General features: G+C 70.1%; 22 protein-coding genes. 17 read left to right on the forward strand and 5 right to left on the reverse strand.

Going from position 1 to position 24,479, the window contains the following annotated elements; genetic code table 11:
- Positions 1 to 53: 53 nt before the first annotated feature.
- The gene (locus WFG93_RS08020) at positions 54 to 1,232 is read right to left on the reverse strand and encodes a flagellin N-terminal helical domain-containing protein (protein WP_336645812.1); all 1,179 of its coding nucleotides are present in this window, start codon (positions 1,230 to 1,232) and stop codon (positions 54 to 56) included.
- Between the two features lie 88 nt (positions 1,233 to 1,320).
- Complete coding sequence (locus WFG93_RS08025; RefSeq protein WP_336645813.1) at positions 1,321 to 2,130, reverse strand: sigma-70 family RNA polymerase sigma factor; 810 nt, start codon at positions 2,128 to 2,130, stop codon at positions 1,321 to 1,323.
- A 205-nt stretch (positions 2,131 to 2,335) separates the two neighbouring features.
- On the opposite strand from WFG93_RS08025, the gene flgN reads away from it, so the two are divergent.
- The 5 genes from flgN (at position 2,336) to WFG93_RS08050 (ending at position 6,618) form a co-directional block, all read left to right on the forward strand.
- Complete coding sequence (flgN, locus tag WFG93_RS08030; RefSeq protein ID WP_336645814.1) at positions 2,336 to 2,818, forward strand: flagellar export chaperone FlgN; 483 nt, start codon at positions 2,336 to 2,338, stop codon at positions 2,816 to 2,818.
- A 6-nt stretch (positions 2,819 to 2,824) separates the two neighbouring features.
- A complete protein-coding gene (flgK, locus tag WFG93_RS08035) occupies positions 2,825 to 4,243 on the forward strand; it encodes a flagellar hook-associated protein FlgK (protein ID WP_336645815.1) in 1,419 nt (472 codons plus the stop codon).
- A 9-nt stretch (positions 4,244 to 4,252) separates the two neighbouring features.
- Complete coding sequence (flgL, locus tag WFG93_RS08040) at positions 4,253 to 5,134, forward strand: flagellar hook-associated protein FlgL (RefSeq protein ID WP_336645816.1); 882 nt, start codon at positions 4,253 to 4,255, stop codon at positions 5,132 to 5,134.
- Entirely contained in the window at positions 5,131 to 5,502 is a 372-nt protein-coding gene (gene fliW, locus WFG93_RS08045; protein ID WP_336645817.1) for a flagellar assembly protein FliW, read from the forward strand. The genes flgL and fliW overlap by 4 nt, the downstream gene beginning before the upstream one ends.
- A gap of 201 nt (positions 5,503 to 5,703) precedes the next feature.
- On the forward strand, positions 5,704 to 6,618 hold the full coding sequence (locus tag WFG93_RS08050) for a response regulator transcription factor (RefSeq protein WP_336645818.1): 915 nt from the start codon (positions 5,704 to 5,706) through the stop codon (positions 6,616 to 6,618).
- Positions 6,619 to 6,649: 31 nt separating this feature from the next.
- Here WFG93_RS08050 and WFG93_RS08055 read toward each other — a convergent pair whose 3' ends face one another.
- A complete protein-coding gene (locus WFG93_RS08055) occupies positions 6,650 to 8,191 on the reverse strand; it encodes a chitinase (protein WP_336645819.1) in 1,542 nt (513 codons plus the stop codon).
- The gene (locus tag WFG93_RS08060) at positions 8,188 to 10,548 is read right to left on the reverse strand and encodes a glycosyltransferase family 2 protein (RefSeq protein ID WP_336645820.1); all 2,361 of its coding nucleotides are present in this window, start codon (positions 10,546 to 10,548) and stop codon (positions 8,188 to 8,190) included. The genes WFG93_RS08055 and WFG93_RS08060 overlap by 4 nt, the downstream gene beginning before the upstream one ends.
- A gap of 247 nt (positions 10,549 to 10,795) precedes the next feature.
- On the opposite strand from WFG93_RS08060, the gene WFG93_RS08065 reads away from it, so the two are divergent.
- The 7 genes from WFG93_RS08065 to WFG93_RS08095 are packed head-to-tail and all read left to right on the forward strand — an operon-like array spanning position 10,796 to position 17,468.
- Positions 10,796 to 12,442 carry a sensor histidine kinase gene (locus tag WFG93_RS08065; RefSeq protein ID WP_336645821.1) on the forward strand — a complete coding sequence of 549 codons (1,647 nt, stop codon included), beginning with the start codon at positions 10,796 to 10,798 and terminating at the stop codon, positions 12,440 to 12,442.
- A complete protein-coding gene (locus WFG93_RS08070; RefSeq protein WP_336645822.1) occupies positions 12,439 to 13,641 on the forward strand; it encodes a hypothetical protein in 1,203 nt (400 codons plus the stop codon). Before WFG93_RS08065 ends, WFG93_RS08070 begins: the two co-directional genes overlap by 4 nt.
- A 41-nt stretch (positions 13,642 to 13,682) precedes the next feature.
- Complete coding sequence (tsaB, locus tag WFG93_RS08075) at positions 13,683 to 14,270, forward strand: tRNA (adenosine(37)-N6)-threonylcarbamoyltransferase complex dimerization subunit type 1 TsaB (RefSeq protein ID WP_336645823.1); 588 nt, start codon at positions 13,683 to 13,685, stop codon at positions 14,268 to 14,270.
- A complete protein-coding gene (rimI, locus tag WFG93_RS08080) occupies positions 14,267 to 14,851 on the forward strand; it encodes a ribosomal protein S18-alanine N-acetyltransferase (RefSeq protein ID WP_336645824.1) in 585 nt (194 codons plus the stop codon). The genes tsaB and rimI overlap by 4 nt, the downstream gene beginning before the upstream one ends.
- Entirely contained in the window at positions 14,848 to 15,915 is a 1,068-nt protein-coding gene (gene tsaD / locus WFG93_RS08085; RefSeq protein WP_336645825.1) for a tRNA (adenosine(37)-N6)-threonylcarbamoyltransferase complex transferase subunit TsaD, read from the forward strand. The genes rimI and tsaD overlap by 4 nt, the downstream gene beginning before the upstream one ends.
- The gene (locus tag WFG93_RS08090; RefSeq protein ID WP_336645826.1) at positions 15,912 to 16,349 is read left to right on the forward strand and encodes a hypothetical protein; all 438 of its coding nucleotides are present in this window, start codon (positions 15,912 to 15,914) and stop codon (positions 16,347 to 16,349) included. The genes tsaD and WFG93_RS08090 overlap by 4 nt, the downstream gene beginning before the upstream one ends.
- A gap of 3 nt (positions 16,350 to 16,352) precedes the next feature.
- Positions 16,353 to 17,468 (forward strand): hypothetical protein, encoded by a 1,116-nt coding sequence (locus WFG93_RS08095; protein ID WP_336645827.1) that lies wholly within the window; start codon positions 16,353 to 16,355, stop codon positions 17,466 to 17,468.
- On the opposite strand, the gene WFG93_RS08100 is transcribed toward WFG93_RS08095, so the two are convergent.
- Complete coding sequence (locus tag WFG93_RS08100; RefSeq protein WP_336645828.1) at positions 17,469 to 18,659, reverse strand: class I SAM-dependent methyltransferase; 1,191 nt, start codon at positions 18,657 to 18,659, stop codon at positions 17,469 to 17,471.
- Between the two features lie 141 nt (positions 18,660 to 18,800).
- On the opposite strand from WFG93_RS08100, the gene groES reads away from it, so the two are divergent.
- From groES to WFG93_RS08125, 5 genes are all read left to right on the forward strand, one after another.
- Positions 18,801 to 19,097: a co-chaperone GroES gene (gene groES / locus WFG93_RS08105; protein WP_067242196.1), complete on the forward strand. Its 297-nt coding sequence runs from the start codon at positions 18,801 to 18,803 to the stop codon at positions 19,095 to 19,097.
- Between the two features lie 208 nt (positions 19,098 to 19,305).
- On the forward strand, positions 19,306 to 20,532 hold the full coding sequence (locus WFG93_RS08110; RefSeq protein ID WP_336645829.1) for a hypothetical protein: 1,227 nt from the start codon (positions 19,306 to 19,308) through the stop codon (positions 20,530 to 20,532).
- Between the two features lie 90 nt (positions 20,533 to 20,622).
- Positions 20,623 to 20,835 carry a hypothetical protein gene (locus WFG93_RS08115; RefSeq protein ID WP_336645830.1) on the forward strand — a complete coding sequence of 71 codons (213 nt, stop codon included), beginning with the start codon at positions 20,623 to 20,625 and terminating at the stop codon, positions 20,833 to 20,835.
- Positions 20,836 to 20,868: 33 nt separating this feature from the next.
- On the forward strand, positions 20,869 to 22,749 hold the full coding sequence (locus WFG93_RS08120; RefSeq protein WP_336645831.1) for a dynamin family protein: 1,881 nt from the start codon (positions 20,869 to 20,871) through the stop codon (positions 22,747 to 22,749).
- Complete coding sequence (locus WFG93_RS08125) at positions 22,746 to 24,395, forward strand: GTPase (RefSeq protein ID WP_336645832.1); 1,650 nt, start codon at positions 22,746 to 22,748, stop codon at positions 24,393 to 24,395. Before WFG93_RS08120 ends, WFG93_RS08125 begins: the two co-directional genes overlap by 4 nt.
- Positions 24,396 to 24,479 lie beyond the last annotated feature (84 nt).

A 24,479-nucleotide genomic window follows, 5' to 3' on the forward strand; every position in this document is an offset into this window, starting at 1 on the left:
GGCGAGACATCCGGGTGGGGACCAGAAGGGTCCCCACCCGGATGCCGTCAGGATCAGCGCAGCAGCTGCAGAACGCCCTGGTTGGCCTGGTTGGCCTGGGCCAGCATGGCGGTGCCGGCCTGCGACAGGATGTTCTTCGCGGTGAACTTGACCATCTCGGACGCCATGTCGGTGTCGCGGATGCGGCTCTCGGCAGCCGACAGGTTCTCGGCCGACACGTTGAGCGAGTTGATCGTCGACTCGAAGCGGTTCTGGATCGCACCGAGGTCGGCGCGAGCAGCCGAGACGTTCGTGATCGCCGCGTCCAGCTTCTGGATCGAGAGCTTCGCGGCTCCAGCGGACGAGAAGTCCAGACCGCCGGTGACGGGGGCGCCGGCGGTGATGGTCGTCACGTTGTCCGAAGTGGAGGTAGCCGCGTCAACCGTCGCGCCGTCGTTCGCGCGCACCGTGTAGCCCGTTGCGACGCCGTTCGCGTCCTTCACGACAGTCGCAGTGAACGACTGTGAGAAGTTGGCGTCCGCGTTCAGCGCGGCGACGAGGTCGTCGCCGTTGGTGATGGTCTTGCCGGTGAGATCGACGGTCACCGTCTTCTCGACGGCAGTGCCGGTACCGGCACTGAACGAGAAGGAGTCCATGCCATCGATGGCGCCCGACGTGGTGTCATCGAAATCGAACCGGGTGCCGGTCGCAGCCAGGGTGCCGTTCTTCAGATCAGCTGCAAGCGTCTTCACGTTCGCTGACGTGAGGTTGACGCTGATCTGGCTTGCGTCATCCCCATTTGCGCCGACCTGGAAGGACAGGCCCGACTTCGAGCCATCCAGCAGGTTGATGCCGTTGAAGTTGGTCGAGTCCGAGATACGCGTCAGCTCGTCAAGGAGCTGACCGGCCTCCTTCGCGATCGCGCCGCGCGACTCCGTGTTGTTCGAGTCGTTACCGGCCTGCACCGCGAGGTCGCGCACGCGCTGCAGGATGGAGTGGACCTCGGTCAGGGCGCCTTCTGCGGTCTGGATGACCGAGATGCCGTCCTGGGCGTTGCGTGCCGCGACGTTCAGACCGCCGACCTGCGCACGCAGGCCCTCGGAGATCGCCAGGCCGGCCGCGTCGTCGGCAGCGCGGTTGATGCGCAGACCGCTCGAGAGCTTCTCGAGCGACTTCGACAGGTCGTTCTGCGTCGACGACAGGTTGCGGTAGGCGTTGAGCGCCGACACGTTGGTGTTGATCTGCATACCCATTTTGTGTTCCTCCGTGATGGGATTCGTGCGAAGCCCGTCCGTGGGCTTCACCGTCACCTATCGGCGGATGAACGCGGGTCGTTAGTCGTCAGGTGGCGACGGGCTCCGGCGCTGCCAGAGCGCGGGCGATGCGCGCCCCGCCGGTCTCGGCGATGCGGCTGAAGAAGCCCTCGCGGACCGACGTCGACACCCGCGATGTCGTCGGCGCCTCCGCGCCGTCGCGGTAGTAGCGCTCGAGCGCGTCGCGCAGCAGGCGCACTGCCTCGGCGCGCTGCTGCGACACGGCGGAGTGCGAGACGCCCAGCTGCTCGGCGATGTCCTTGACCGGCCGCTCCTCGAGGTACACGGCGTGCACGATCAGCCGCATCCGCTCGGGCAGGGCCTGGATGGCGTGCTCGAGCACGGTGCGCCGCTCGGCGACCACCGCCGACTCCTCGGGCAGCGGCAGGTGTGAGGCGATCTCGGCCTCGTACGCCTCGTCGAGGGTGGTGACCGTGCGCGACGCGTCGGCGAGAGCGCCGAACACCTCCTCCTGCGCGACCCCCATCGCCGTGGCGATCTCGGTCACCGTGGCGGTGCGCCCCAGCGCTGCCGAGAGGCTGTCCTGCACGGCGGTGGTCTCTTTGATGCGTCGACGGATGCCACGCGAGGCCCAGTCCATCGAGCGCATCTCGTCGGCGAATGCGCCCAGGATGCGGCGGCGCGCGTACGCGCCGAACGGCACTCCCAGCGACGGGTCGTAGGCGTCCGCGGCGGTGACCAGGGCCAGCGCACCCGCCGACGCGAGATCCTCGCGCGACACGTGCGTCGCGCGCGCGTGCGTCTCAGAGGCGAGGTAACCCACCAATGGCAGATTCTGCTCGATGAGGCGATTGCGCTCGTCACGCGTCGTCGTCATGGCGTGGCCTTTCCCGTACGAATACCGGGGCTGAACAGCCCCCATATGGTCGGTCCCCCCCTACCACGCTCTGAATATTAGCGGCATGGGGAGAAATCCCCATAGCACTCGGATAACAATTCATCTGTGGCGGTCGATAGCTAGAGGCTGACCGGTCGCTCGGCCGTACGGCCACTGGGGATGAGAGCACTGGGGAAGAGGACCAATGGGAGCCAACGAATTGTCCATCCAGCTGTGGCGTGAGCGCGAACTGCTCGAGCTGCTGCTGTTCAAGCTCGAGGAGCAGGAGCTGCTACTCGCGGCGGGCCGTTCGCGCTGGATGAAGTACGCGACACGCGAGATCGAGCAGGTGCTGGAAGGGCTGCGGGCGGCGGGGATCGCCCGTGTCGTGGAGGCCGAGTCCGTCGCAGCGGAGTGGGGCGCGCCGGAAGGCGCCGGCATCCGCCAGCTCATCGAGGCCGCCCCGGAAGGCGCCTGGCCCGAGATCCTCACCGAGCACCTGCGCGCCGTGACCGCGCTCACCGACGAGATCGGCCGGCTGCGCGACGTGAACGCCGAGCAGCTGCACGCGGTCATGCGCGCCACCCAGGAGACCATCGCCGGCCTCGGAGACGAGACCGGCGAGTACGACACGCACGGCGATCGGGCTCGCGACAGCTCGGCCCGGATCATCGACACGGAGATGTGAGGCACCATGTCCACCTTCAGCGGTCTGGGAACCGCCGCCAGTGCGCTGGCCGCCGCCCGACGGGGCATGGACGTCGTCGGTCAGAACATCGCCAACCAGGCAACCGAGGGCTATACGCGTCAGCGGGTGAGCACGTCTGCGATCGCCGCCGTCGCCCAGTCGGGCAGGTTCAGCATGGGGGCTCTGCCGGGGCACGGGGTCGCGGTCGATGGGATCGTGCGGCTGGGTGACGCGCTGCTGGATGCCCGCGTTCGCGACACGTCCGCCGCGGCAGGGTTCTGGTCGACCAGGGCGCTCGCCGCGACCACGGCCGAGAAGGCTCTGGCCGAGCCCGGCGCGCAGGGACTCTCGGCCCGGTTCACGCAGTTCTGGAGCAGCTGGCAGGACGTCGGCAACGCGCCCGATTCCGGTGCCGCCGGCGCGGTGGTGCTCGAATCGGCGACCGAGCTCGTCGCGCACATCGCCGACGGCTATCGTGCCGTGGCGGCCCAGTGGAGCGACGCGCGCACCTCCGCCGAGCGCACCGTCAGTCAGGTCAACGCGACCGCGACCCAGATCGCCGCACTGAACGGCGAGATCCGCGACGCGCTCGCCGCCGGACGGTCGGCTAACGAGCTGATCGACCGACGCGACACACTCGTGCAGACGGCCGCCCGTCTCGTCGGCGCTCGCGGCACGCTGGAAGCAGACGGCACCATGACGGTGCGCGTCGACGGCAACGCCCTCGTCGCCGGCGGTGACGCACGCGCGCTGCGGATCGACGGTCCGAACGCGATCGATCAGGCGGGTCGCCTGACGGTGTCGTGGGTGGGCGCTTCCGCCGACGACGAATTCGCCGCATCGATCGGCGGGGGCGAGCTGGGTGGCCTGCTCAGCGTGCTCGCTCCGGCCCAGGACGGCGGCACGCTCGCCGGGCTCGCCGATGCCTACAACGAGGTCGCCCGCACGCTCGCGAAGGATGTGAACGCGCAGCACAGCGCCGGCGTCACGGGCACGGGCCAGAACGGCGGCGACTTCTTCTCTCTCGCGGCCGACGGTCCGGCCGCCCTCGGTCTCCGTCTGGCCGTCCGGTCGGCATCCGAGCTCGCTCTCGCCGCGCGTGACGCCGGCGCGCTCGACGCCGGCAACGCCGATGCGATCTCTCAGATCGGCCGCAGCGTGACCGGACCGGATGCCGCGTGGGCCGACGCCGTGTCGGGTTTCGCCGTCGCCACCGCCGGTGACATCCAGCGCGCCCGCGTGTCGGAGGTGGCCTCCGTCGCCGCGATCGGCGCGCAGCGCTCGGTCGCCGGCGTCGACGGCGACGAGGAGACGATCAGCCTGCTGACGTACCAGACCGCCTACCAGGCCGCCGCGCGCGTCCTCACGGCCGTCGACGAATCGCTCGACGTGCTCATCAACCGCACCGGCCTGGTCGGCCGATAGGAGGCGAAGATGATCTCGCGAGTCACGGCGTCGTCGATGGCGCAGACGTCCATGCGCCAGCTGCAGGCGAATCTGTCCGAGCTGGCCCGCCTGCAGGAGCAGGCGACCTCTCAGCGCGCGTTCCTCGCGCCGTCCGACGATCCGACGGCGGCGACCACCGCGATGCGCGTGCACGCCGAGCAGCGGCGCACCGAGCAGTACGCGCGCAACGCCAACGACGGCCTGGCGTGGCTGACCGCCGCGGACTCCGCCATCACCGCGAGCACGACGCTGCTCGCGCGCGCCCGCAACCTCACGGTGCAGGGCGCCAACGACGGCGCCCTCGACCCGGTGGCGAAGGAGGCGATCGCCGTCGAGCTCGAGGGCATCCGCGACGAGCTGCTCGCGCAGGCGAACACGCGGGTGCTGGGCCGCTCGGTGTTCGCCGGCACCTCCGACACCGCCGCGTTCACCGAGCAGGGGGCATACAGCGGCGTTCCGGACTCCGAGGTGGTGCGCCGGGTGTCGGATGGCACGTCGATCCGAGTGGATGCCGACGGCGCCGCCGTCTTCGGCGTCGGGAAGGCTTCGGTGTTCACGCTGATCGATGACATCGTGAAGGATCTTCGCGCGGGCGAGAACGTGGGCCCGCGATTGAACGAGATCGACGATCGGCGCACGGCTATGCTCAGTGCGCAGGGCGCCGTCGGCGCCCGGCAGTCCCAGATGGAGCGCGCGAAGGAGGCGACGTTGCAGGACTCGGTATCGCTCGAGGCCCGACGCGCCGCCGTCGAGGATGTGGACTCGGTGGAGGTGCTCGTGCGCCTGCAGGCGCAGGAGCTGGTCTATCGCTCGGCTCTGGCCGTCACCGGACGGGTGCTGCAGCCATCGCTCATGGAGTTCCTGCGATGAGCGCGGTGCTCGACTTCATCGCCGCCCCACCCGGCTTCGAGCCGCACACCCGCTTCACGCTCGACCCGGTCGACGGCGCGGACGGCCTGTTCTCACTAGGCGCCATCGACGACGACGCCCTGCGGCTGTACCTGCTCGATCCGCAGCATGTCGTCGCCGGCTATGCGCCGACGCTGTCAGACGAGCAGGCCGGGCAGCTGGGCCTGACTGCGCCGGATGACGCCATGCTGCTCGTCGTCGCCAACCCGGGCAGCGACGGGGTGCACGTGAATCTGCTCGCGCCCATCGTCGCGAACCGCGCGACCGGGGTGGCGGCACAGCTGATCCTGGAGGGCCAGGACTACCCGCTGCGCGCCGCGCTGGGCTGATTTCCACAAAGAAGTCGTCTTCTGCGCCCGGTTCCGGGTAGTGTCGGCTCTGCTGGTGTCGCAGACTCCGACCGTCGTACGCCGACGGGACGAGGATGCGTCGGCCTCGAGGGGAGGCCGGTCTCGGAAGGGGAGACGTGCACCGGTTCACGGGGGGACCGTCGGGCAGACGATGCTGCCCGAAAACGCTGTAGGGGAGCAATGTCTGGTTTCGCTGTACCGTCCAAGACCGCCGTCATCGTCGAAGACGATCCCGACGTCCGCGATCTGCTGGACGAGGTGTTCTGTGCGGCCGGGTTCCGCACCGTCCTCGCCACCACCGGTTTCGAGGGGGTCGCAGCCGTGCAGGAGCACGACCCCGTGATCACCACACTCGACGTCAACCTGCCGGGCATCGACGGGTTCGAAGCCGTGCGTCGCATCCGCAAGACGAGCGACACCTACATCATCATGCTCTCCGCGCTCGCCGAGGAATCCGACATCGTGCTGGGTCTCAGCTCAGGAGCGGATGACTACGTCACCAAGCCGTTCCGACCGCGCGAGCTGCGCGCGCGCATCGAGGCGTTCATGCGTCGGCCGCGCCGTCTGGAGCGCGACGCGTTCGCCGATTCCGGACCGATCACGCCGATTCGGCTGGTCCCCGACCCCGAGAACTCGGATGCCGAGGACTCGGCGGCGCACGAGGTGCCCGGCGCTCCGGAGGTGGCGGTGGCCGCTCGCAATCCCGGCGCGGATGCCGCGATCGTCGCGATCGGCGACGGCAACGCCGAGTGGATCAGCCACCGCGACCTCAGCCTGGATCTCGCCACGCACACCGTGCTGGTCGCACAGCGTGAGGTCGAGCTCACACCGACCGAGTTCGACCTGCTCGCGACCCTGCTGGAGTCCAAGCGCCGGGTGCGCAGCAAGTCCGATCTCGCGCTCGTCCTGCGCGGGGAGGCGTTCGGGTCGTCGTACTACGTCGGCGAACCCGACAAGCGCGCCATCGAGGCGCACATCGCGAACCTGCGCCGCAAGCTCGGCGACAGCAGCAGCGAGCCCAATTACATCGAGACGGTCCGCGGGGTCGGCTACCGTCTCACCCCGCAGTCGGACGCCATCGCCGCATTCGGCTGACGCCGCCCCCGGTGGACGCGGCCCCGCCCGATCAGGGCTTCGCGTCGTCCTCCTCGACGACCTGCCACGGCGAGCGGTCGTGGTCGAGGACGCCGTCCGAAGGCAGCTCTCCCTGCGTCCACCACTTCGCCTGGAAGGGCGTGCCCTGATACAGCACGCGTGCGCCCTTCTGATACACCGTCGCGGCCTTCCACTCCGGGTACGTGCCGGCAGCCGCGGTGGGCAGGGCGAACGGCTCGTCATCGGGCATCACCGGGCCGACCAGCACCCAGGAGGTCTGATCGGGGCCGGGCGTCGGATCGTCCGGCTCAGGGCCGCCGAGCACCCACCACTTCGCGGCGTAGACGTAGCCGTGCCACACCACTCTGACGCCCGACGAGTAGCCGGCATCCGGTGACCAGATCGGGTAGGGGCTCGTCTCGGAATCGTCTCGAACCGGCCGCGCGGCCTCCGGTTCTGCGGTCTGCACGGCGGGCGCGCCGCGGAAGCCGGCGGCGAGCGCGCCGGCGAAGGTGCGCTCATTCTGATCGACGCCGCTGCAGGCGTCGGAGACGACCGTGACGTCGGGGTAGTTCTGTCCGCAGGTGCGGTCACGGTTGATCGACCACATCGACAGGCGGGCCATCCTGTTCTGCTGCGCGAATGCGTTCAGCCGTTCCGCGTCGCGCAGGGTGAACACCTCGTCGCGCACGTCGTTCTGCCCGATCATCGGCGTCGCGCCGATCAGCGACCATGCGCTGCCGCCGGGCAGATCCAGGCCCCGGTCGGCGTACACGCGCGTGAGCTGGTCGTGCACCGCCTCGAGGGCGTCGATCGACGCCGCGGACATCGATCGACCGCCCAGATCAGTGCCGTAGTCCATCGTCATCGCGTTCACCCCGGCGATGCTCACCCCGCCGTCGATGAGGATGCGCACCGCTTCGATCCCGTCGGCGGTGAGGCCGTCCAGGGCGACCGGCAGCGTCACCCACACGTCGAGCCGGTCGCCGGTGCGCTCGCGTGCCGCCTGCAGGCGTGCGATGGCTTCCGCGCGCCGCACGCCGGCCGCGCGATCCGAGAGGTTTCCCGCCTCGAGATCGAGGTCCATCGTGCTCACGCCGTATCGGTCGAGCACCGCCGCGTACGCGATCTGCAGGGACGCCACGTTCTCGCACGCGCTGGCGAGCTCCGTGTTGAGTGCGCCGCCGAACGACACGGCCACATGCGCGCCGGCGCGTCGCATCCGGTCCACGCGCCGATCGAGGTCGAGCTCGCGTCCGGCAGCAGTGAGGTCGTATGCGCTTCCCCAGGTCGGCAAGCATGATTCGGCGTCCTCCGCGACGACGAACGACAGCAGCACCGTGCCGTTCACGCTCTCGTCGACCGTGGTGGCGGCTGCGCCATGCACGGCGGTGACATCGAAGTAGCCCCCGAACCAGCGCGGCCCGGCGGGGGTCTGCACCTCAGGACGCGTGGAGGAGAGGTACCAGGGCACGCCGGCGGCCGCCCCGATGGTGAGGGCGAGGACGAGGACGCCCACCAGCACACGCCAGGGGGAGAGGCGCTTGCCGGGGTGGCGAGTGGAGGGGCTCATCGCGAACCGCCCGTCTTCTCGAGCGGACGAGGCGGCGCGGCATCCGACGGCGCTGTGCGTCGCGCGGTCGACAGCGACCCGCGCGCGGCGAGCGGGCGCCGGGACTGGGAACCCGCGTTCTGCGGCGTGCCGGGGGCGGCGTGGCCCTCGTGCAGCGCCACGCGCCAATCGCGGCCGGCATCCGTGGCGGCGTCGTCGTGACCGGACTGCTCGATGTCCACCCACATCCAGTCGGTGAGCCCGACCCATACGTCCACGACCGAGGCGCGCACGCCGATGTTGCCCAGCACCGCCCACAGCGCACAGACGGCGTTGATCGCGGAGAAGGCGAACGTGCCCCAGGCGCCGTCCACGAAGCTGCGCCAGCCCACCAGCGCCGAGAAGGCGACGATGAGGTACGGGGCCACGATGTACAGCAGCGGCGAGCTCGTGCGGTCCTTCACCTTCGGGGTGCGGGCGAAGGGGATCTTGCGTCCGGTGAGGCCCTGCTGCACGGACTTCAGCACTCCGGCGAGGTTCACCGGCAGCAGGATCAGGTTGAACCCGTAGATGCGGAAGATGTCGGTGCGCTTGTACCCGCAGTAGTGCAGATCGCTCGCCATCGCGAGGAAGTAGGGCAGGGCGCCCAGCAGGATGAACGGGCTGACCAGCCTGCTGTCGTACGGGTACGCGAGCAGGAAGATCAGGCCGATGCTCGCCCACGCGATGGACGCCATGTAGTTCAGCCGCAGCGTCACCTCACCGAATGAGAGCGGCTTGTGCGCGCGGCGCATCTCTCGCACCCGCTGCCACATCTTGGGCAGGATCAGCAGACCGCCGTTCGCCCAGCGGCGACGCTGCACGATCAGCGAACCCCAGTCCGGAGGGGTCGCGCTGTAGCTCAGTCGCTCGGGGTAGTTCACGAGCTTCCAGCCGAACACCGTCAGATCGACGCTCGACTCGGTGTCCTCGATGACCGTGCGATCCTGCACGTAGCGGCGCACCTCGAGCCCGTCGACGCTCTCGATCTCGAGGATGTCGTCGAGCGCCTCCATGCGGATGACGGCGTTCGCCCCCACCCAGAAGGTCGCGTTGTGGTACGTCATGCCCTGGTGCAGCAGGTGCTGCACATCGGTGGTCGCGCCGGCGAGGCGCTCGATGCGGCTGGGTGCGTTGCGGAACGACGAGTACGGCGTCTGCGCCACCGCGACGGTGGAGTTCTCGGGCTGCTCGAGGAAGTGCACCAGGCGCAGGCAGTAGTCGCGCAGCAGCACCGAGTCGGCGTCGAGGGTGAGCACGAAATCCGAGTAGGGCACCTCGATGTCGGCGCGCCCACCGCCGGCGGCGGGGCGGAGCATGAGGCCGTCAGGGGTCTTGTGCTCGATGAAGCGGCCGCCGAGAAGTCCGATGTACGAGTTGAGGTTCATGGCCTTGTTCGCCTCGTGCGACAGCGACGCGTAGCGCTTGCGCTCGAAGGACGTCAGCTCGGCCGAGAAGATCCAGGTGAGGCGGCGGTACAGCTCGCGCATGCGCTGCGTCGGCAGCCCTTCGCCCTCTGCGTACGCGGCTTCGAGCGCACCGGCGGTCGTCTCGAGGTCGTCGGCGAGGCCGAGCAGCACCTCCTCGACGAAGAAGTCGTCGACGTGGTCATCGCGCCGCTCATCGGCAGCGAGGTCGTGCAGCCAGTCGATGGCGAAGCGGTACTGCGCGATGAGATCGGGCAGTCGAGCGGGGTCGTTCTTCTGCGCAAGCATCAGACCGTTCTGGCGGGCTTCGAACCTGGTCATCGCCGCGGCGATCACCTCGTGAACGCTGCGCAGCTCTGCCTCGATGGCGGCAGCCATGCCGCGGGTCTCCTTGAGCCTGGCATCGGCGGCCTCGTCGCCCGGCTGCGGCGCGTCGTCGATGAGCAGCACGACGCGCAATGCGGGATACTCCTGCAGCGCGGCCGACCACAGCGTCTTGCGGATCACCTCGGGTTCCTCCGCGTACGAGGGCACGAGCACCGTGAGCGGCCGATGGTCGGGGCTGAAGTGCCGGTCCAGCTCCGCGCGGGCAGCGCGGCGGTGCTTGCGGAACCGCTCGAAGGCACCGTGCCGTGCGACGAGGTACATCAGGGCCGAGAAGGTGAGGAAGGTCACCACTGTGACGTACGACAGGCCCTCGAGCATGCGCCCCACGGTGTCGAACTCGCCGGCGAAGAACAGGGTGATCGCGACGGAGAGCACGTACAGCGCCCACATCGTGACGGTGAGCCAGATCGCGGCGCGACTGGCGATGAGCTTGGTCGTGGAGGGCCGGGGATGCACCGCGGGCAGCGGCGCGTGCGTGCGCTCGGTGCCCCACTGGCGTCGCCGTCCGGTCTTCCTGTCCCGCATCGCGCCTCCCGGCACACGACCCGGGCTCAAGCCGTCCCTGCGCGGGCCACCCTGACGGGGCGGCGCATGGCTGACGACGATGGCGTCCAATGGACGGGTTCGTCGTCGGAGACGGGGCGGCGCCTCCGGGCGGGCGACGATCCACTCCGATCGTAGAGCAGGCGAGAGCGGCGGATGCCGGGATGACGGCGATCTTCGACTAATCTTGCGCGAGACTTCAGCGACCGCACTGAAAGGGACGACGACCATGCACCGCACGTCCTCGGTCTGGCGGTGGCAGCTGATCTTCACCGGCAGCATCGTGAGCGTGGTGGTGGCCGTGGCGGCGCTGCTGCCGAGGGTGTTCACGCATCCCCTCTTCGTCGCCGGGATCGCGCTGGTGATCGTCGTCACCCTGGTGACGTTCCTGATCCCCTGGCAGCGGGTGCGTCCGGGGTGGATCGCCGTGGTGCCCTTCGCCGACCTCATCGCGATCGCGTTGACGGCGGCAGTGACGGACCTGCGCATCGGGTTCCTGTGGGTCATCCCGGTCGCCTGGATCGCGACCTACTACTCGGGTTGGGTGGTCGCGGCCGCTGTCGCGACCATCAGCGTCAGCCTGGTGGCCATCGCCGGCGCCCAGGGCCCGATCGCCGAAGCGACGATGCGGGTCGTGGTGACGATGCTCGCGCTGGGCTTCCTGGGCACCAGCATCCGCATCGGCGCGGTGCGCGGCCGCGCCGCACGCCGTCTGCTGCGTCGGCAGTCGCAGCAGACCCGACGTGCCGCCGATCGTGCCGCCGCGCACGAGCGGCGCGTCACCCAGATCATCGACGCGCTCGACACCGCCCTCGTCGCCATCTCGGCCCGCGGCGTGATCGTGAAGATGAACGAGGCCTATCGCGAGCTCTACGGACGCGACCGGCACGGGGCGCGCCTTCCCGCGCCGGCGGTGGAGTACGACGACCACCGCGGCGAGCCGCTGGTGCCCACCGCGACGACCCTCGCTCGCGCGGCCCGCGGCGAGCGGCTGGACGGCGAGCGGGTCTGGCTCTACGACGCATCCGGGCGCTGGCGCGCGCTGCAGGTGACGACCCAGCCGATCGCCTCGGTCGACGAGGACGGCGAGACGACGCTGCTGATCATCGACGACATCACCGAACAGCTCGAGGCGGGGGAGGAGCGCCGCAAGGTGGCCGCCATCGTCTCGCACGAGCTGCGCAACCCGCTCACCGCCATCCTCGGTCACGTCGACCTGCTGCTCGATCGCGACGATCTGCCCGAGCGCGTCCGACGCCAGCTCGAGACCGTGGCGAATGCCAGCGAACGCATGCAACGGCTGGTCACCTCGGCGCTGGAATCGACGCGTCCGACGGTGCGGCCGGAGCGGGTCGATCTCAGCGTGCTCGCCCGCGCGGCCGTGGAGCTGTTCCTGCCCACCGCGGCAGCAAAGAACCTCACGCTCACGGTGGTCGGCATGGATGCGCTGGTCGTCTCGGGCGACGCGTTCCGACTCCGTCAAGCGCTCGACAACGTGCTCAGCAACGCCGTGAAGTACACGCCCGCGGGCGGCCGGGTGTCGGTGCGCCTGGGCATCGCCGACGACGACGCGGCGGAGCTGCTGGTCAGCGACACCGGCGTCGGCATAGCCCCGGATGATCTCGGACGACTCTTCGAGCCGTACTTCCGCGCCCCCGAGGCCGTGCGCAGCGGAGTGCCCGGCACCGGCCTCGGGCTCGGCATCGTCCGCGAGATCCTCACCGCGCACGGCGGTGAGCTGTGCGTGACCAGCGAGCGCGGGGTCGGCACGAGAGTGCGGATGCTGCTGCCGCGCGGACCGGCGGTCGTGAACGCCCGCGCGCTCGTGGCCGCCGGCGCCGACGCAACCAACGCACCCTCCGAGGAGTCCCTATGATCAGCACGATCCTCGACGCGGGCGGCGACGTCGTGAACGTGCACGTCGGTCTTCCGCAGACCATCATCGTGATGGTCAGCCTCGCCACCGCGATGGTGTTCGGTCTCGCGGTGCTGCGCCGCCCGTCGTCGGCCACCACAGCATGGGGGATCGCCTTCGGCATCGGGCTGCTCGCGACGTACGTGTGGGCTGCCGCGGAGCAGGCGGGTCTCGGCCCGCTACGCGCTCTCGCCTCCGGACTGATGCTGGCGTTCGAGCCGCTGGTGTGGCTCGGGCTGCGCCTGTTCGCCGGGCGTCGGGTGCCCTGGTTCGAGGCCGGGGCCTTCGTCATCATGGTCCCCACGGCGCTGGCGCTGTCGGCGGCAACAGAGGCGTTCTCCCTCGTGTTCAGCCTGGCCTTCGCCTGCGGAGGCGTGTTCGCGGGGCTGATCGCGATCGACCTCGCACGGCTGCGCATCCCGTCACGCGATGTCACGCTGCCGCTGCTGCTGGTCAGCGGGGCCTTCGCGATCGCCGCCGCTCTCAACCTCGCCTGGCGGGTGATCGGACCGGTCGCCGATGCGGGTGAGCAGATCTCGGTGCTGCGGGAGGTGAACGGGGTGGGGACGATGGTCACCAGCGTGTGCGCAGCGGTGACCATCCTGCTGCTGGTGCGCTCCGACACGTCGGGCGGGCTGGGCGGCGACGCCGGCCCGCACGGGAGTGCGCTGCACCGCGGCGAGGATGCCCTGCGCGAGCGCTTCGCGCGCATTCGCGCCCGCCACGACGCGAGCTGGTCGTTGCTGGACGTGCGGCTGGACGACCCGGGCGATCTGCGGGAGGCGTCCGGCCAGTCGGACTTCGCCGCGATCGTGCAGCGCTTCCGCACTGCTGTGGTCGAGGCGCTGCCGCCCTCGGCGGACATCGTGCGCGGCGACGGCACGCAGCTGCTCGCGCTCGTTCCCGGCAACGAGCGGACGGTCGAGCATCACGTGCGAACGGCGCTCGAGCGCGTCTCGTCCGTCGACGAACAGGACGAGCTGTCGGTCATCCGGGTTTCGGCCAGTATCGGGTGGGCGACCGTGCTCGAGAGCGACTTCGATCTGGACACGCTCACCGCGCTCGCCGCGACCCGGGCCGACAACGCACGCAGCCAGGGCGGCGACCGCTGGGAGTCCGGGGGACAGAGCACGGTGACCACGACCATCACCATCGCCTGACTCCACCGTCGCCGTCGCCCGAGCGCCACTACTCTGGAAGGGTGATCCTCGCCGTCGACACCTCACTGGGCACGGCCGTCGCCGTCATCGACGCCGACGGGCGCGCCGTCGCCGAGGCCGCCACCGACGACCCGCTGGGGCACGCCGAAGTGATCGGCGATCTGCTGGCCGAGGTCGCGCGGCCGGAGATCACGCACGTCGTCGCCGGGATGGGGCCGGGGCCATTCACCGGTCTGCGCATCGGCATCGCCGCCGCGCGCGCCTTCGCGCTCGGCCGCGGCATCCCGCTCCTCCCGGTGCCCAGCCACTACGCCGTGGCGCTCGAGATCGAGAACGAGGAGGCCTTCGCCGTGGTCACGGACGCGCGGCGGCGCGAGATCGCCGTGAGCGTGTTCCAGGGGACGGATGCCGACGGCATCCCGCAGCTGCGCACGCCGACCCGCCTCGAGAAGCGCGGCACGAGCATCGCCGAGCCGGTGCACGAGGTGACCGCCCTGTCCGCGGTGGCCCTCGCGCGCGTCGGGGCGAGGGCGATCGTGGCGGGACGCGCCCTCGCCGACGCGGAGCCGCTGTACCTGCGCTCGCCGGATGTCGTGCAGCCCGGCGCCCCGAAGCGGGTGAGCGCATGAGCCTGCGCACCGCTCACCTCGACGACCTGACTGCGATCATGCTGCTCGAGCGCCGCAGCTTCCCCGCCGACGCGTGGAGCGAGCAGACGATGGGCACCGAGATCGCCAGCATCCATAACGTCTACCTGGTCGATGTCGAGGGCGAGCGCATCGTCGGCTACGGCGGGGTGCGCGCTCTGCAGGGCGGGCGCGACGCCGACATCCAGACCATCGCGCTGGAACCCGAGGCGCGCGGCGGCGGACGCGGACGCGCACTTCTGCGCGCCCTCATCACCGCGGCCGTCGAGCGCGGCGCCCAGGAGCTGTTCCTCGAGGTGCGCGACGACAATGACGTCGCGCAGGCGCTGTACCGCTCCGAGGGCTTCACCGAGCTCGGTCGCCGCCCGCGCTACTACCAGCCGGGCGATGTCGACGCCGTGGTGATGCGGCTCGACCTGCGCACCTGGGCGGATGCCGCCTCACATGAAACGCAGGAGAACACGCGGAACGCAGGGGCGGATGCCGAATCAGCTCCTGAGATTCAGGTGAAGTCCGACAATCCGGATGCCGTGGGTCGGGATGCCGGGGAGGGCCGCTCATGACGGGCCCCCTGGTGCTCGGCATCGAGACGAGCTGCGACGAGACCGGCATCGGGATCGTGCGCGGTCGGCAGCTGCTGTCGAACACGATCGCCTCGAGCATGGACGAGCACGCCCGCTACGGGGGCGTCGTTCCCGAGGTCGCCGCCCGCGCGCACCTCGAGGCACTGCAGCCGACGATCGAACGCGCGCTCGCCGAGGCGAAGGTCGCGCTCCACGATCTCGACGCGATCGCGGTGACCAGCGGGCCGGGCCTGGCCGGGGCTCTCATGGTGGGGGTCGGCGCCGCGAAGGGGCTGGCCGTCTCGCTCGGCAAGCCGCTGTACGCGGTCAACCACCTCGTCGGCCACATCGCCGCCGACATCCTCACCTCCGACGAGCGCGCCACCGCCCCGCTGGAGTACCCGACCATCGCCCTGCTCGTCTCGGGAGGGCACACCTCCCTGCTGCACGTGCGCGATCTCACCACCGACGTCGAGCTGCTGGGCGAGACCGTCGACGACGCCGCCGGCGAGGCCTTCGACAAGGTGGCCCGGCTGCTCGGACTGCCGTATCCGGGCGGGCCGCAGATCGACCGCGCCGCGGCCGAGGGTGATCCCAGTGCGATCCGCTTCCCGCGCGGGCTGTCGAAGGCCTCCGATATGGCCAAGCACCGCTACGACTTCTCGTTCTCGGGTCTGAAGACCGCCGTCGCGCGCTGGGTCGAGCGGGCCGAATCGAACGGCGAAGAGGTGCCGGTCGCGGATGTCGCCGCCAGCTTCCGTGAGGCGGTCGTGGACGTGCTCGTGACGAAGGCGCTCGCCGCGTGCGCCGATCGCGGTGTGCCACGGCTGCTGCTGGGCGGCGGAGTGATCGCCAACCGGCGACTGCGTGACGTCGCGCTCGCGCGGGCCGCGGACGCCGGCGTCGCCGTGCGCATCCCGCCCCTGTCGCTGTGCACCGACAACGGGGCGATGATCGCCGGGCTCGCCGCCGAGCTGATCTCCAGCGGCCGCACCCCGTCGACCCTCGCGTTCGGCGCGGACTCCACCCTCCCGGTGACCGAGATCCAGGTGAGCCCGTCATGAGCGAGCCCCGCATCGAGCAGCCCACCCCCGAGGTCGCCCGACCCGACGCGGACGCCGCGCTGCCCGGTGGGCGGAAGGACTACGGTCGGCTGCCGACCGGACCGGTTCCGGTCGAGCAGACGGCGCGACACGCGGACGCCGAAGAGCAGCCGGTCTACGAATGGGCGCCGACCACCGACACGCTGCCGGTCGACGACACGAGACTCGCGCCCTGGGCCTTGATCGCCGCGATCGTCGCGCTCGCCACGTCGATGTTCGTGGGATGGGGCATCCCGGTCGCCATCATCTCGGTGATCGCGGCGATCATGTCACTGCGACGGCCCGTGGAGAACCGCGAGGTGGCCGTGTGGGCGCTGGTGCTGGGGTTGTTCGCGACGCTGTGCAGCGCGGGCTGGCTGCTGTGGGCGGCGATGCAGTTAGAGAATCTGGGGTGACGGATGCTGAGCGAGGCGGAAGGCTCACGACGACGTGAGCTGCAGGGGAAGGCCTACACCGCCGGCGGCGGGCTGACCGACGCCGAAGCGCGCGAGCTGCGCGACCTGGACGCCGGGCACAGTGCGGCCTCCGCCTCGGTCCCGCCGGCTGAAGAGCGCCCAGAGCAGGCGGCGATGCCAGAGCGCCCCGGCGGCGCGGCATCCGCTCTGCCGGACGAGCCGGACGAGCCGGACGAGCCGGACGATCCGGACGCACTGGACGCACCGGTCGAGCGGAACGCACCGGGCGAGCCGCACGAGACCTCCGCCCCACCGCGCCGCCGGCGGCTGCCCGCGGTGCTGCTCTCGGCAGCGGTCGCGCTGGTGCTGGGCCTCGGCGTCGGATGGCTGCTGTTCCAGCGCGGGGACGCAACTCCCGCGATGACCGCGGAGCAGACCGAGGTCATGGTCGAGCTCGAGAAGACGAAGACGTTCGATGCGGGATCGGTCGTCTTCGTCGGCGAGAGGTACGGGGTGTCCGCCTGGCGGGCCACTGCCCAGGACGGCGCGCAGAACTGCCTCGCGCTGCACGTCGACGACCGCCAGCAGCACAACTGCATGCCCCCGCCCGACGGCGAGGAGACCTTCCCACAGCCGGTGAACGCGTCGATCGGCAGCGCCGACGGCAAGTGGATGTACTGGGCCATGATCGCCGAGGACCTCTCCGGCCGCGAGCACGTGCTCATCCAGCGCCACGGCATGGGGGTCGAAGGTGACTGGACGAGCGAGTACACGCCCGACGAGCTGATCTACGCGCAGACGCTGGTCGATCGCGGGGTCGAACCCGGATCGCTCTACATCGTCGGCTACGACGGGCAGACGCCCGTGTTCCTGTCGCAGTTCGACGAGCGCTGCGTGTACGTCGTCGACAGGGAGAGCATGGACGTCGCCCAGGCGTGCGACGCCTCGCAGGGCGAGACGCTCTCACTGACTGTCGGCGACACGGTCTACCAGGTGCAGGAGAGCGGCAATCGCGGGCCGGTGCTGACGATTCTGCGCACCGCGCCGTCGGTCGTCTGCGATGTCGACTCGGGCTACTGCGCGTCTGTCGACGACAAGACCGGTGAGGTGGGCGGCTGATCAGACGCGATCGGCGAGGATCGCCACCCGCCCGGCGCTCGTGCGGGTGAGGATCAGCGTCGCCTCGGCGGCGCCCTTCAACGTGAGCTTGCGGCGGAACGCGGCCGGGTCGATGTCCATGCCGCGCTTCTTGATCTCCAGCCGCCCGACGTCGGCCGCGCGCAGGGCGGCGTTGATCGTCTTGACGTGCGCCGGCAGCACCTCGCGCACCCGGAACGACTGCACGAACGGCGACGTGAGCGCCGCGTCGCCGGTGAGATAGGCGATCTTCGCATCGAGCATTCCCGCCTCCAGCATCCGGGCGGCGTCGCCGACCAGGCGCGCGCGGATGACGGCGCCGTCGGGCTCGTGGAGGAACGCGCCCAGCTCGCGCACGGGCTCGTCGCCGGCATCCGTCACTCCGGTGAGCTCGTGTGTCTCCCCGCCGCGCATGACCAGTGCCGCGCGCCGGATGCCGGGGCGGGCGAGCCCCCCGCTCCACAGCACCAGCTCCACCACGCTGCCGTCGGCGCTGACCCACTGCGCCTCGACATCGTCGGGGATCAGCTCGCGGTCCAGGCCCGGACCCAGCTTGATGCCCGTCGGATGCCGGCGCGCCACTTCAAAGCACCAGTCCAGCGACGGAGACCAGTCGGCAGCGGCGGTGCGGGTGGTCTCGGCGTGCCCGGCGGTGCGGCGAGCCGGGTCGAGCCAGATCGCCGTCTGCTCGCTGCGGACCGTGCCGAGGTAGTCCTCGGCGGTGGCGTGCTGCACGGTTGCCGCGAACGGCGCGAGGTTGTACGCCGCGATTGCGGCGGTGACCTCGTCCGCGTCGACCGCGCTCACCTCGAGACCGGCGCCCGCGAAGGCGAGGCTGTCGCCGCCGATACCGCAGCCTAGGTCGGCCACCTCGCCGATGCCGGCGCGGCGCAGGCGCCCGGCGTGCAGGGCGGCCACCTTCAGACGCGTGGCCTGCTCGAGACCGGCGCGGGTGAACAGCATCCGGTCGGCGAGCTCGCCGAACTTCGCGCGCGCCTTCACCCGCAGGCGGGCCTGGCCGACGACCGCGGAGACGAGGTCGGGGGAGTGGCCGGCAGCGCGCAGCCGCGAGACCGCGCGGGCGACGTCGGCGGTCTGCTCGACGGATCCCACCTCGTCGAGCAGGGCGAGACCCTCGCGCGTGAGCAGGGCGGTCAGCTCGGACATCTCCACCCCTTCAGCCTACGGCGCAGCGCGTCAGAGCTGGCACTCGCATTGCATGAGTGCCAGCCCTCGTCCTACACTGGAGTTAGCACCCTCACCTCGAGAGTGCTAACAGTCTTCTGATCTCAGTCACGAAAGAAGAGGTACACCGTGTCGGTTTCCATCAAGCCGCTCGAGGACCGCATCGTCATCCAGCAGGTCGAGGCAGAGCAGACCACCGCAAGCGGTCTGGTCATCCCCGACACCGCCAAGGAGAAGCCCCAGGAGGGCGAGGTCGTGGCAGTCGGCCCCGGCCGCATCGACGACAACGGCAACCGGGTTCCGCTCGACGTCGCCGTGGGCGACCGCGTTCTGTACAGCAAGTACGGCGGAACCGAGGTGAAGTTCGGCGCTGACGAGTACCTCGTGCTCTCGGCGCGCGACGTGCTCGCCGTCGTCGTCCGCTGACGCGGTTCGACACAGCTCCCAGAGGGTCCGGATGCCACGGCATCCGGACCCTCTGTCGTGCCGCCCCTATCCGCCTCACCGGTCACCCCCGATTCCCCCCGCGACGAACCCGCAGACCCCGGGTCGGCTCCCGATGCCGCATCGAGTGCCGAGTCGCACACTCGGATCAAGCGCAACGCGGCGCTCTTCGAACAAGGGGACATCGATCATGGCTTTGGACGACAACGTCAACCTTCTCGGTACGCAGGTGAACACCGGGATGGACAACGTCGGGAACGACAACTCCGACAACTCCGTGAGGGACGACTCGGACAACTCGGTGCGGGACAACTCCGACAACTCGGACAACTCGGTCGACGACAGCTCGACGAACGACTCGAACAACGACAGCTCCGACAACTCGGACAACTCGGACAACTCCGACAACTCGGACAACTCGGACAACTCCGACAACTCGGACAACTCCGACAACTCAGTCGATGACAGCTCGACGAACGACTCGTACAACGACAACTCCGACAACTCCGACAACTCGGACAACTCCGACAACTCGACGAACGACTCGTACAACGACAACTCGGACAACTCCGACAACTCGGACAACTCCGACAACTCGGACAACTCCGACAACTCGGACAACTCGGACAACTCGGACAACTCGACGAACGACTCGTACAACGACAACTCCGACAACTCCGACCGCTCGTGGCGCGACAACTCCGACCACTCCGTGACCGATTCGTACAACACGCTGTACGACAACTCGGTGACCACCGGTGTGCGGCAGTACAACTCCGGCTTCGGGGACGTGAGCATCGGCGCCGGCGGCGGCAGCATGGGCGCGATGGCGGGTATGGGAGGCGGCGGCACGCTTCACATCGACGGTCGTACGACGCTCAACGACCAGTCCGTCAACCAGAGCATCTCCACGGCTTCCTCGGGCGGCGCGGCAGCGGCGGCGGCGGACGGCGGCGCTGAGTCGTTGGCTTCCGAGCAGATGCCGGGCTCCGGCTCCGGATCCGGCGGCGATTCCTCCGGTGGCAATGTCACGCAGACGTTCAGCCAGAACAGCGTGATCGCCTCCGGTGACGGGTCGCAGGCGGCCGGCGGCGACGCGACGATCCACAACATCACCACGAACACCACGATGGGCGACGTGTGGACCGGCAACACGTGGACGACAGATTCGTTCAACGAGGACTTCTCCGAGAACTGGTCGATCAACGACTCGTTCCAGGACGACTCGATGACCGACAACTCGACGCACTGGAGCGCCAACGAGTCCTTCCAGGACAACTCCGCGACCGACAACTCCCAGGACTGGGACGTCACGGAGTCGTACGAGGACAACTCCATGACTGCCGACATGGACGTCGACATGACGAGCAGCAACGTCGACAGCCCCTTCGGAGACGGGAACGACTTGAGCTTCTGAGTACACTCGGATGCCCTGCCTGTCCGGCCGTCGTCTTGGACGGTGGCGGCCGGACACACCAGATGACCACTCCGATTCGGAGGACACGACATGCCGGGTGAGGAATCGTTCGCAGATGACCAACTGGGGACGGCAGAGGGGATCGACGGTGCCGTCGACCCGTTCGGCGACGACATCTTCACCCGCGAGATCGTGAACATCTCCGAATCGGATTGGGATCTGGACACGAACGAGCTCTGGGGGGATGCTGTGGATACCACGGACCCGGGTGCGGACGCATCCGGCGGGGAGCTCTTCGGCTGATCCGCGACGATCCGGCGAGGAACTGGGGAGCTCGTGCAGGACCAACACGCGAACGGCACACAGCAGATCGCCGGCGTCATCCGTGACGCCGGCGATCTCGCCGTGTCCGCGGGCAGGACGGACCTGGCCGCACGGCTGTCTCAGGCCGGGGAGCGGCTGACCGATCCGGCGATCCGGGTGATCGTCGTCGGCGAGTTCAAGCAGGGCAAGAGCAAGCTCATCAACGCCCTCGTCAACGCCCCCGCCTGCCCCGTCGACGACGACGTCGCGACCACCGTGCCGACGACGGTCGGCTACGCCGCAGAGCCCTCCGCCTGGGTCACCGAGAAGCCGGCGGCCGCGGGCGCGGCGCCGTCACGGCGGCGGATCGAGCTCGACGAGCTGACGAACTGGGTCTCGGAGCGCGGGAACCCCGGCAATGAGCGCGACATCCTCTCGGCCGAGGTGCTGCTGCCACGCGAGATCCTGCGCGGTGGGCTGCAGCTGGTCGATTCCCCGGGTGTGGGCGGGCTGGAGTCGGCGAACTTCCTCGCCACGCTGTCGGCGCTCAGCTCGGCGCACGCGGTGCTGCTCGTCTCCGACGCCTCGCAGGAGTACACCGAACCCGAGCTGCAGTTCCTGCGCCACGCGATGCGCATCTCGCCCAACGTCGCGGCGGTGCTCGCCAAGACCGACCTGTATCCGGACTGGCGCACCATCGAGCAGATCGATCGCGCGCACCTCACCGAAGACGGCGATGTGCCGCTGTTCTCGGTCTCGAGCGACCTGCGCCTGCTCGCGGCCGAGCTGCAGGACCGCGCCCTCAACGACGAGTCCGGATTCCCCGCGCTCGTGGCCCATCTGCGCCGGGAGGTGCTGGGACGGGCCGAGAGCATCCACCAGCGTGGAGCGGTGCATGACCTCATGTCCGTCGTCGATCAGCTGGGCATCTCGTTGCACGCTGAGCTGAACGCCCTGCAGCACCCCGAGGACACTCCGCGCATGATCGCCGAACTCGAGGCGGCCAAGGCCAAGGCCGACGAGTTCCGCGGGCGCTCGGCCCGCTGGCAGGTGACCCTCTCAGACGGGATCGCCGATCTCGTCGCCGACATGGAGCACGACGTGCGCGACCGGCTGCGCAAGGTGCAGCGCGAGGCCGAGCAGGCCATCGATGAGGGCGACCCCGGGCCCATCTGGGATCAGATCAGGGAGTGGCTCGAGCAGCGGGTCACCGCCGCGGTGTCGGAGACCTTCGTGTGGACCGACGAGCGCTCGCGGTGGCTGGCCGAGGAGGTGGCCGAGCTGTTCAGCAAGGACGAGTCCGAGATCCCGATCGTCGACGTGTCGGACATCGGCGGGGTGCTCGACCCCGTCGACGACATCGCCGGACTGGATGCCGGTCAGCTCAGCGCCGGGGAGAAGATCTACATCGGGGTGCGCGGATCGTACGGTGGCGTGCTGATGGTGGGCCTGGCGACCGGACTGATCGGCATGGCGCTGATCAACCCGCTCTCGCTGCTGGCCGGTGTGCTGGTCGGCCGCCGCGCGTACCGCGAGGACATGGGCAACCGCCTCTCCCGGCGCCAGCAGGAGGCGAAGATGATCGTGCGCCGCTACATCGACGAGGTCACCTTCCAGGTCGGCAAGCAGCTGAAGGACCGGCTGCGTCTGGTGCAGCGCGGCGCGCGCGATCACTTCGGATCACTCGCGGAGGAGCTGCACAGCTCCCTGTCGGACGCCCTGCTGAAGGCGCGCCAGGCGGCATCCGGGTTCACCGCTACACGGGATCAGCGGGTGCAGCAGCTGCAGAAGCGCATCGACGAGCTCGAGCGGGTGCGGCGGGAGATCCCCGCACTGCCCGAGCATGCCGCGGTCTCGGCTCGATTCGCGCCGCGTGCCGTCACCGCGGGTTCCCGCGACCGGGGCCCACGATGACCGACGCGGTGATCGACGAGACCCTCGATCTGCTGCGCGTCGCGCGCGAGGTCTACAGTGCCGACCGAGCCGCGATCCGGCTGATCGACCAGCTCGAGGTGCGACTGGGTGAACCGCTGCGACTGGCCATCGCCGGCATGGTCAAGGCGGGGAAGTCGACGCTGCTCAATGCGATGCTCGGCGAGCGGATCGCGGCCACCGACACGGGGGAGTGCACGCGCATCGTCACCTGGTACCGCCACTCGGTGACGCCCTCGATCACCATGCACCTCACGGGCGGTGCGTCGGCGCGCATGCCGATCCGCCGCTCGAGCGGACTGCTCGCGTTCGACCTGGGCGGACGCGGCGCCGACGAGATCGACTGGATCGACGTCGGCTGGCCGCTGGAGGGGCTGTCCTCGGCGATCCTCATCGACACACCGGGTATCGCATCGCTGTCGGCAGAGGTCGCCGCGCGCACCGAGCGCTTCCTCACCTCCGACGACGCCGCCTCATCGGCGGACGCGGTGATCTACCTGCTGCGTCACCTGCACGGCGCCGACGTGAAGTTCCTGCAGGCGTTCCGTGACACGGCCGCCGGCGCCGCGCAGAGCGTGTGCGCGGTGGCCGTCCTCTCCCGCGCCGACGAGGTCGGCTCGGGACGCATCGACTCGCTGCTCTCGGCGCGTCGGGTCGCCCTGCGGTACGAGCGCGATGGCGACCTGGCGGCGCTGGCGCTGCGGGTCATCCCCGTCGCGGGCCTGCTCGCCGAGGGTGCGCGCACGCTGCGCGAGAGCGAGTTCATCGCTCTGAGAGAGCTCGCGGAGCTCGCACGCGCCGACCGTGAGGCGCTGCTCGTCTCGGCAGACCGCTTCGTGCGCCCCAGTTCGGCGACCGGTCTCAGCGAGAGCGTCCGCCAAGAGCTCCTGACGCGCTTCGGCATCTTCGGCGTGCGCTTGGCGACCGCGCTGATCCGCGCCGGCGCGCACACCTCCTCCGCCCTCTCGGAGAGCCTGGTCGAGCAGAGCGGCGTGCGCGAGCTGCAGGACTTCGTGCGCGCGCAGCTGCTTCCGCGCGCGCCGGTGCTCAAAGCGCGCGGTGTGGTCATGCAGGTGCAGGCGCTGCTGCGTCGGTCGCCGCGGGAGGGCAGCGAACGCGTCGAGGCCCGCATCGAGCGGTTCGCCGCGTCGGCGCACGCGCTGCGGGAGCTCGAGCTGCTGGCTCTGGCCCGCTCCCGCGGACTGCCCGTGCCACCCGAGCACCGCACCGCCGCGGAGCGCATCCTGGGTGGGCAGGGGCCGGACCCGCGTGCCCGCCTGGGCCTGGACGCAGGGGCGACGGATGCCGACGTCGCGGCGGCGGCGTCATCGCTCGTCGATCGATGGCGGATGCTGGCGGCCGGCCCGCTGGCCTCGCGGGAGACGACCGCGGTGTGCGGCGCCGTGGTGCGCAGCCTCGAGGAGGTTCTCGCCACGGGCGAGGTCGGCTCAGCGGGCAGCGCCGTCCGCGCGCTGCAGTCCGCGCCGGACGTCCACATGACGAGCCGACCAGGCGACGGCCCCGGGCATGACGGCGGCGAGCAGGGCGAGCAGGACGAGCGCCGCCTGCGCCGAGAGAAGTGGCTGCAGCACCGCTCCCTTCGCTCCCAACGCCACCCACTCCGGTGAGAGCAGCACCAGCAGCGCCTGCACCACCAGCGTGGCGAGCTGCCACCAGCGCACGTTGCCGCGCCGGCCCATGAACGACACCAG

The sequence above is a fragment of the Microbacterium sp. USHLN186 genome, assembly GCF_037145155.1.
In the GTDB taxonomy this organism is placed as follows: domain Bacteria; phylum Actinomycetota; class Actinomycetes; order Actinomycetales; family Microbacteriaceae; genus Microbacterium.

What these genes read in the sequence shown, in the direction of transcription:
- flgN (WP_336645814.1), top strand. Translation starts at nt 2,336, where the DNA reads ATGGGAGCCAACGAATTGTCCATCCAGCTGTGGCGTGAGCGCGAACTG.
- WFG93_RS08115 (WP_336645830.1), top strand. Translation starts at nt 20,623, where the DNA reads ATGCCGGGTGAGGAATCGTTCGCAGATGACCAACTGGGGACGGCAGAG.
- WFG93_RS08070 (WP_336645822.1), top strand. Translation starts at nt 12,439, where the DNA reads ATGATCAGCACGATCCTCGACGCGGGCGGCGACGTCGTGAACGTGCAC.
- WFG93_RS08065 (WP_336645821.1), top strand. Translation starts at nt 10,796, where the DNA reads ATGCACCGCACGTCCTCGGTCTGGCGGTGGCAGCTGATCTTCACCGGC.
- WFG93_RS08060 (WP_336645820.1), bottom strand. Translation starts at nt 10,548, where the DNA reads ATGCGGGACAGGAAGACCGGACGGCGACGCCAGTGGGGCACCGAGCGC.
- WFG93_RS08055 (WP_336645819.1), bottom strand. Translation starts at nt 8,191, where the DNA reads ATGAGCCCCTCCACTCGCCACCCCGGCAAGCGCCTCTCCCCCTGGCGT.
- tsaD (WP_336645825.1), top strand. Translation starts at nt 14,848, where the DNA reads ATGACGGGCCCCCTGGTGCTCGGCATCGAGACGAGCTGCGACGAGACC.
- rimI (WP_336645824.1), top strand. Translation starts at nt 14,267, where the DNA reads ATGAGCCTGCGCACCGCTCACCTCGACGACCTGACTGCGATCATGCTG.
- WFG93_RS08020 (WP_336645812.1), bottom strand. Translation starts at nt 1,232, where the DNA reads ATGGGTATGCAGATCAACACCAACGTGTCGGCGCTCAACGCCTACCGC.
- WFG93_RS08050 (WP_336645818.1), top strand. Translation starts at nt 5,704, where the DNA reads ATGTCTGGTTTCGCTGTACCGTCCAAGACCGCCGTCATCGTCGAAGAC.
- WFG93_RS08110 (WP_336645829.1), top strand. Translation starts at nt 19,306, where the DNA reads ATGGCTTTGGACGACAACGTCAACCTTCTCGGTACGCAGGTGAACACC.
- WFG93_RS08090 (WP_336645826.1), top strand. Translation starts at nt 15,912, where the DNA reads ATGAGCGAGCCCCGCATCGAGCAGCCCACCCCCGAGGTCGCCCGACCC.
- WFG93_RS08125 (WP_336645832.1), top strand. Translation starts at nt 22,746, where the DNA reads ATGACCGACGCGGTGATCGACGAGACCCTCGATCTGCTGCGCGTCGCG.
- WFG93_RS08025 (WP_336645813.1), bottom strand. Translation starts at nt 2,130, where the DNA reads ATGACGACGACGCGTGACGAGCGCAATCGCCTCATCGAGCAGAATCTG.
- flgL (WP_336645816.1), top strand. Translation starts at nt 4,253, where the DNA reads ATGATCTCGCGAGTCACGGCGTCGTCGATGGCGCAGACGTCCATGCGC.
- fliW (WP_336645817.1), top strand. Translation starts at nt 5,131, where the DNA reads ATGAGCGCGGTGCTCGACTTCATCGCCGCCCCACCCGGCTTCGAGCCG.
- flgK (WP_336645815.1), top strand. Translation starts at nt 2,825, where the DNA reads ATGTCCACCTTCAGCGGTCTGGGAACCGCCGCCAGTGCGCTGGCCGCC.
- WFG93_RS08095 (WP_336645827.1), top strand. Translation starts at nt 16,353, where the DNA reads ATGCTGAGCGAGGCGGAAGGCTCACGACGACGTGAGCTGCAGGGGAAG.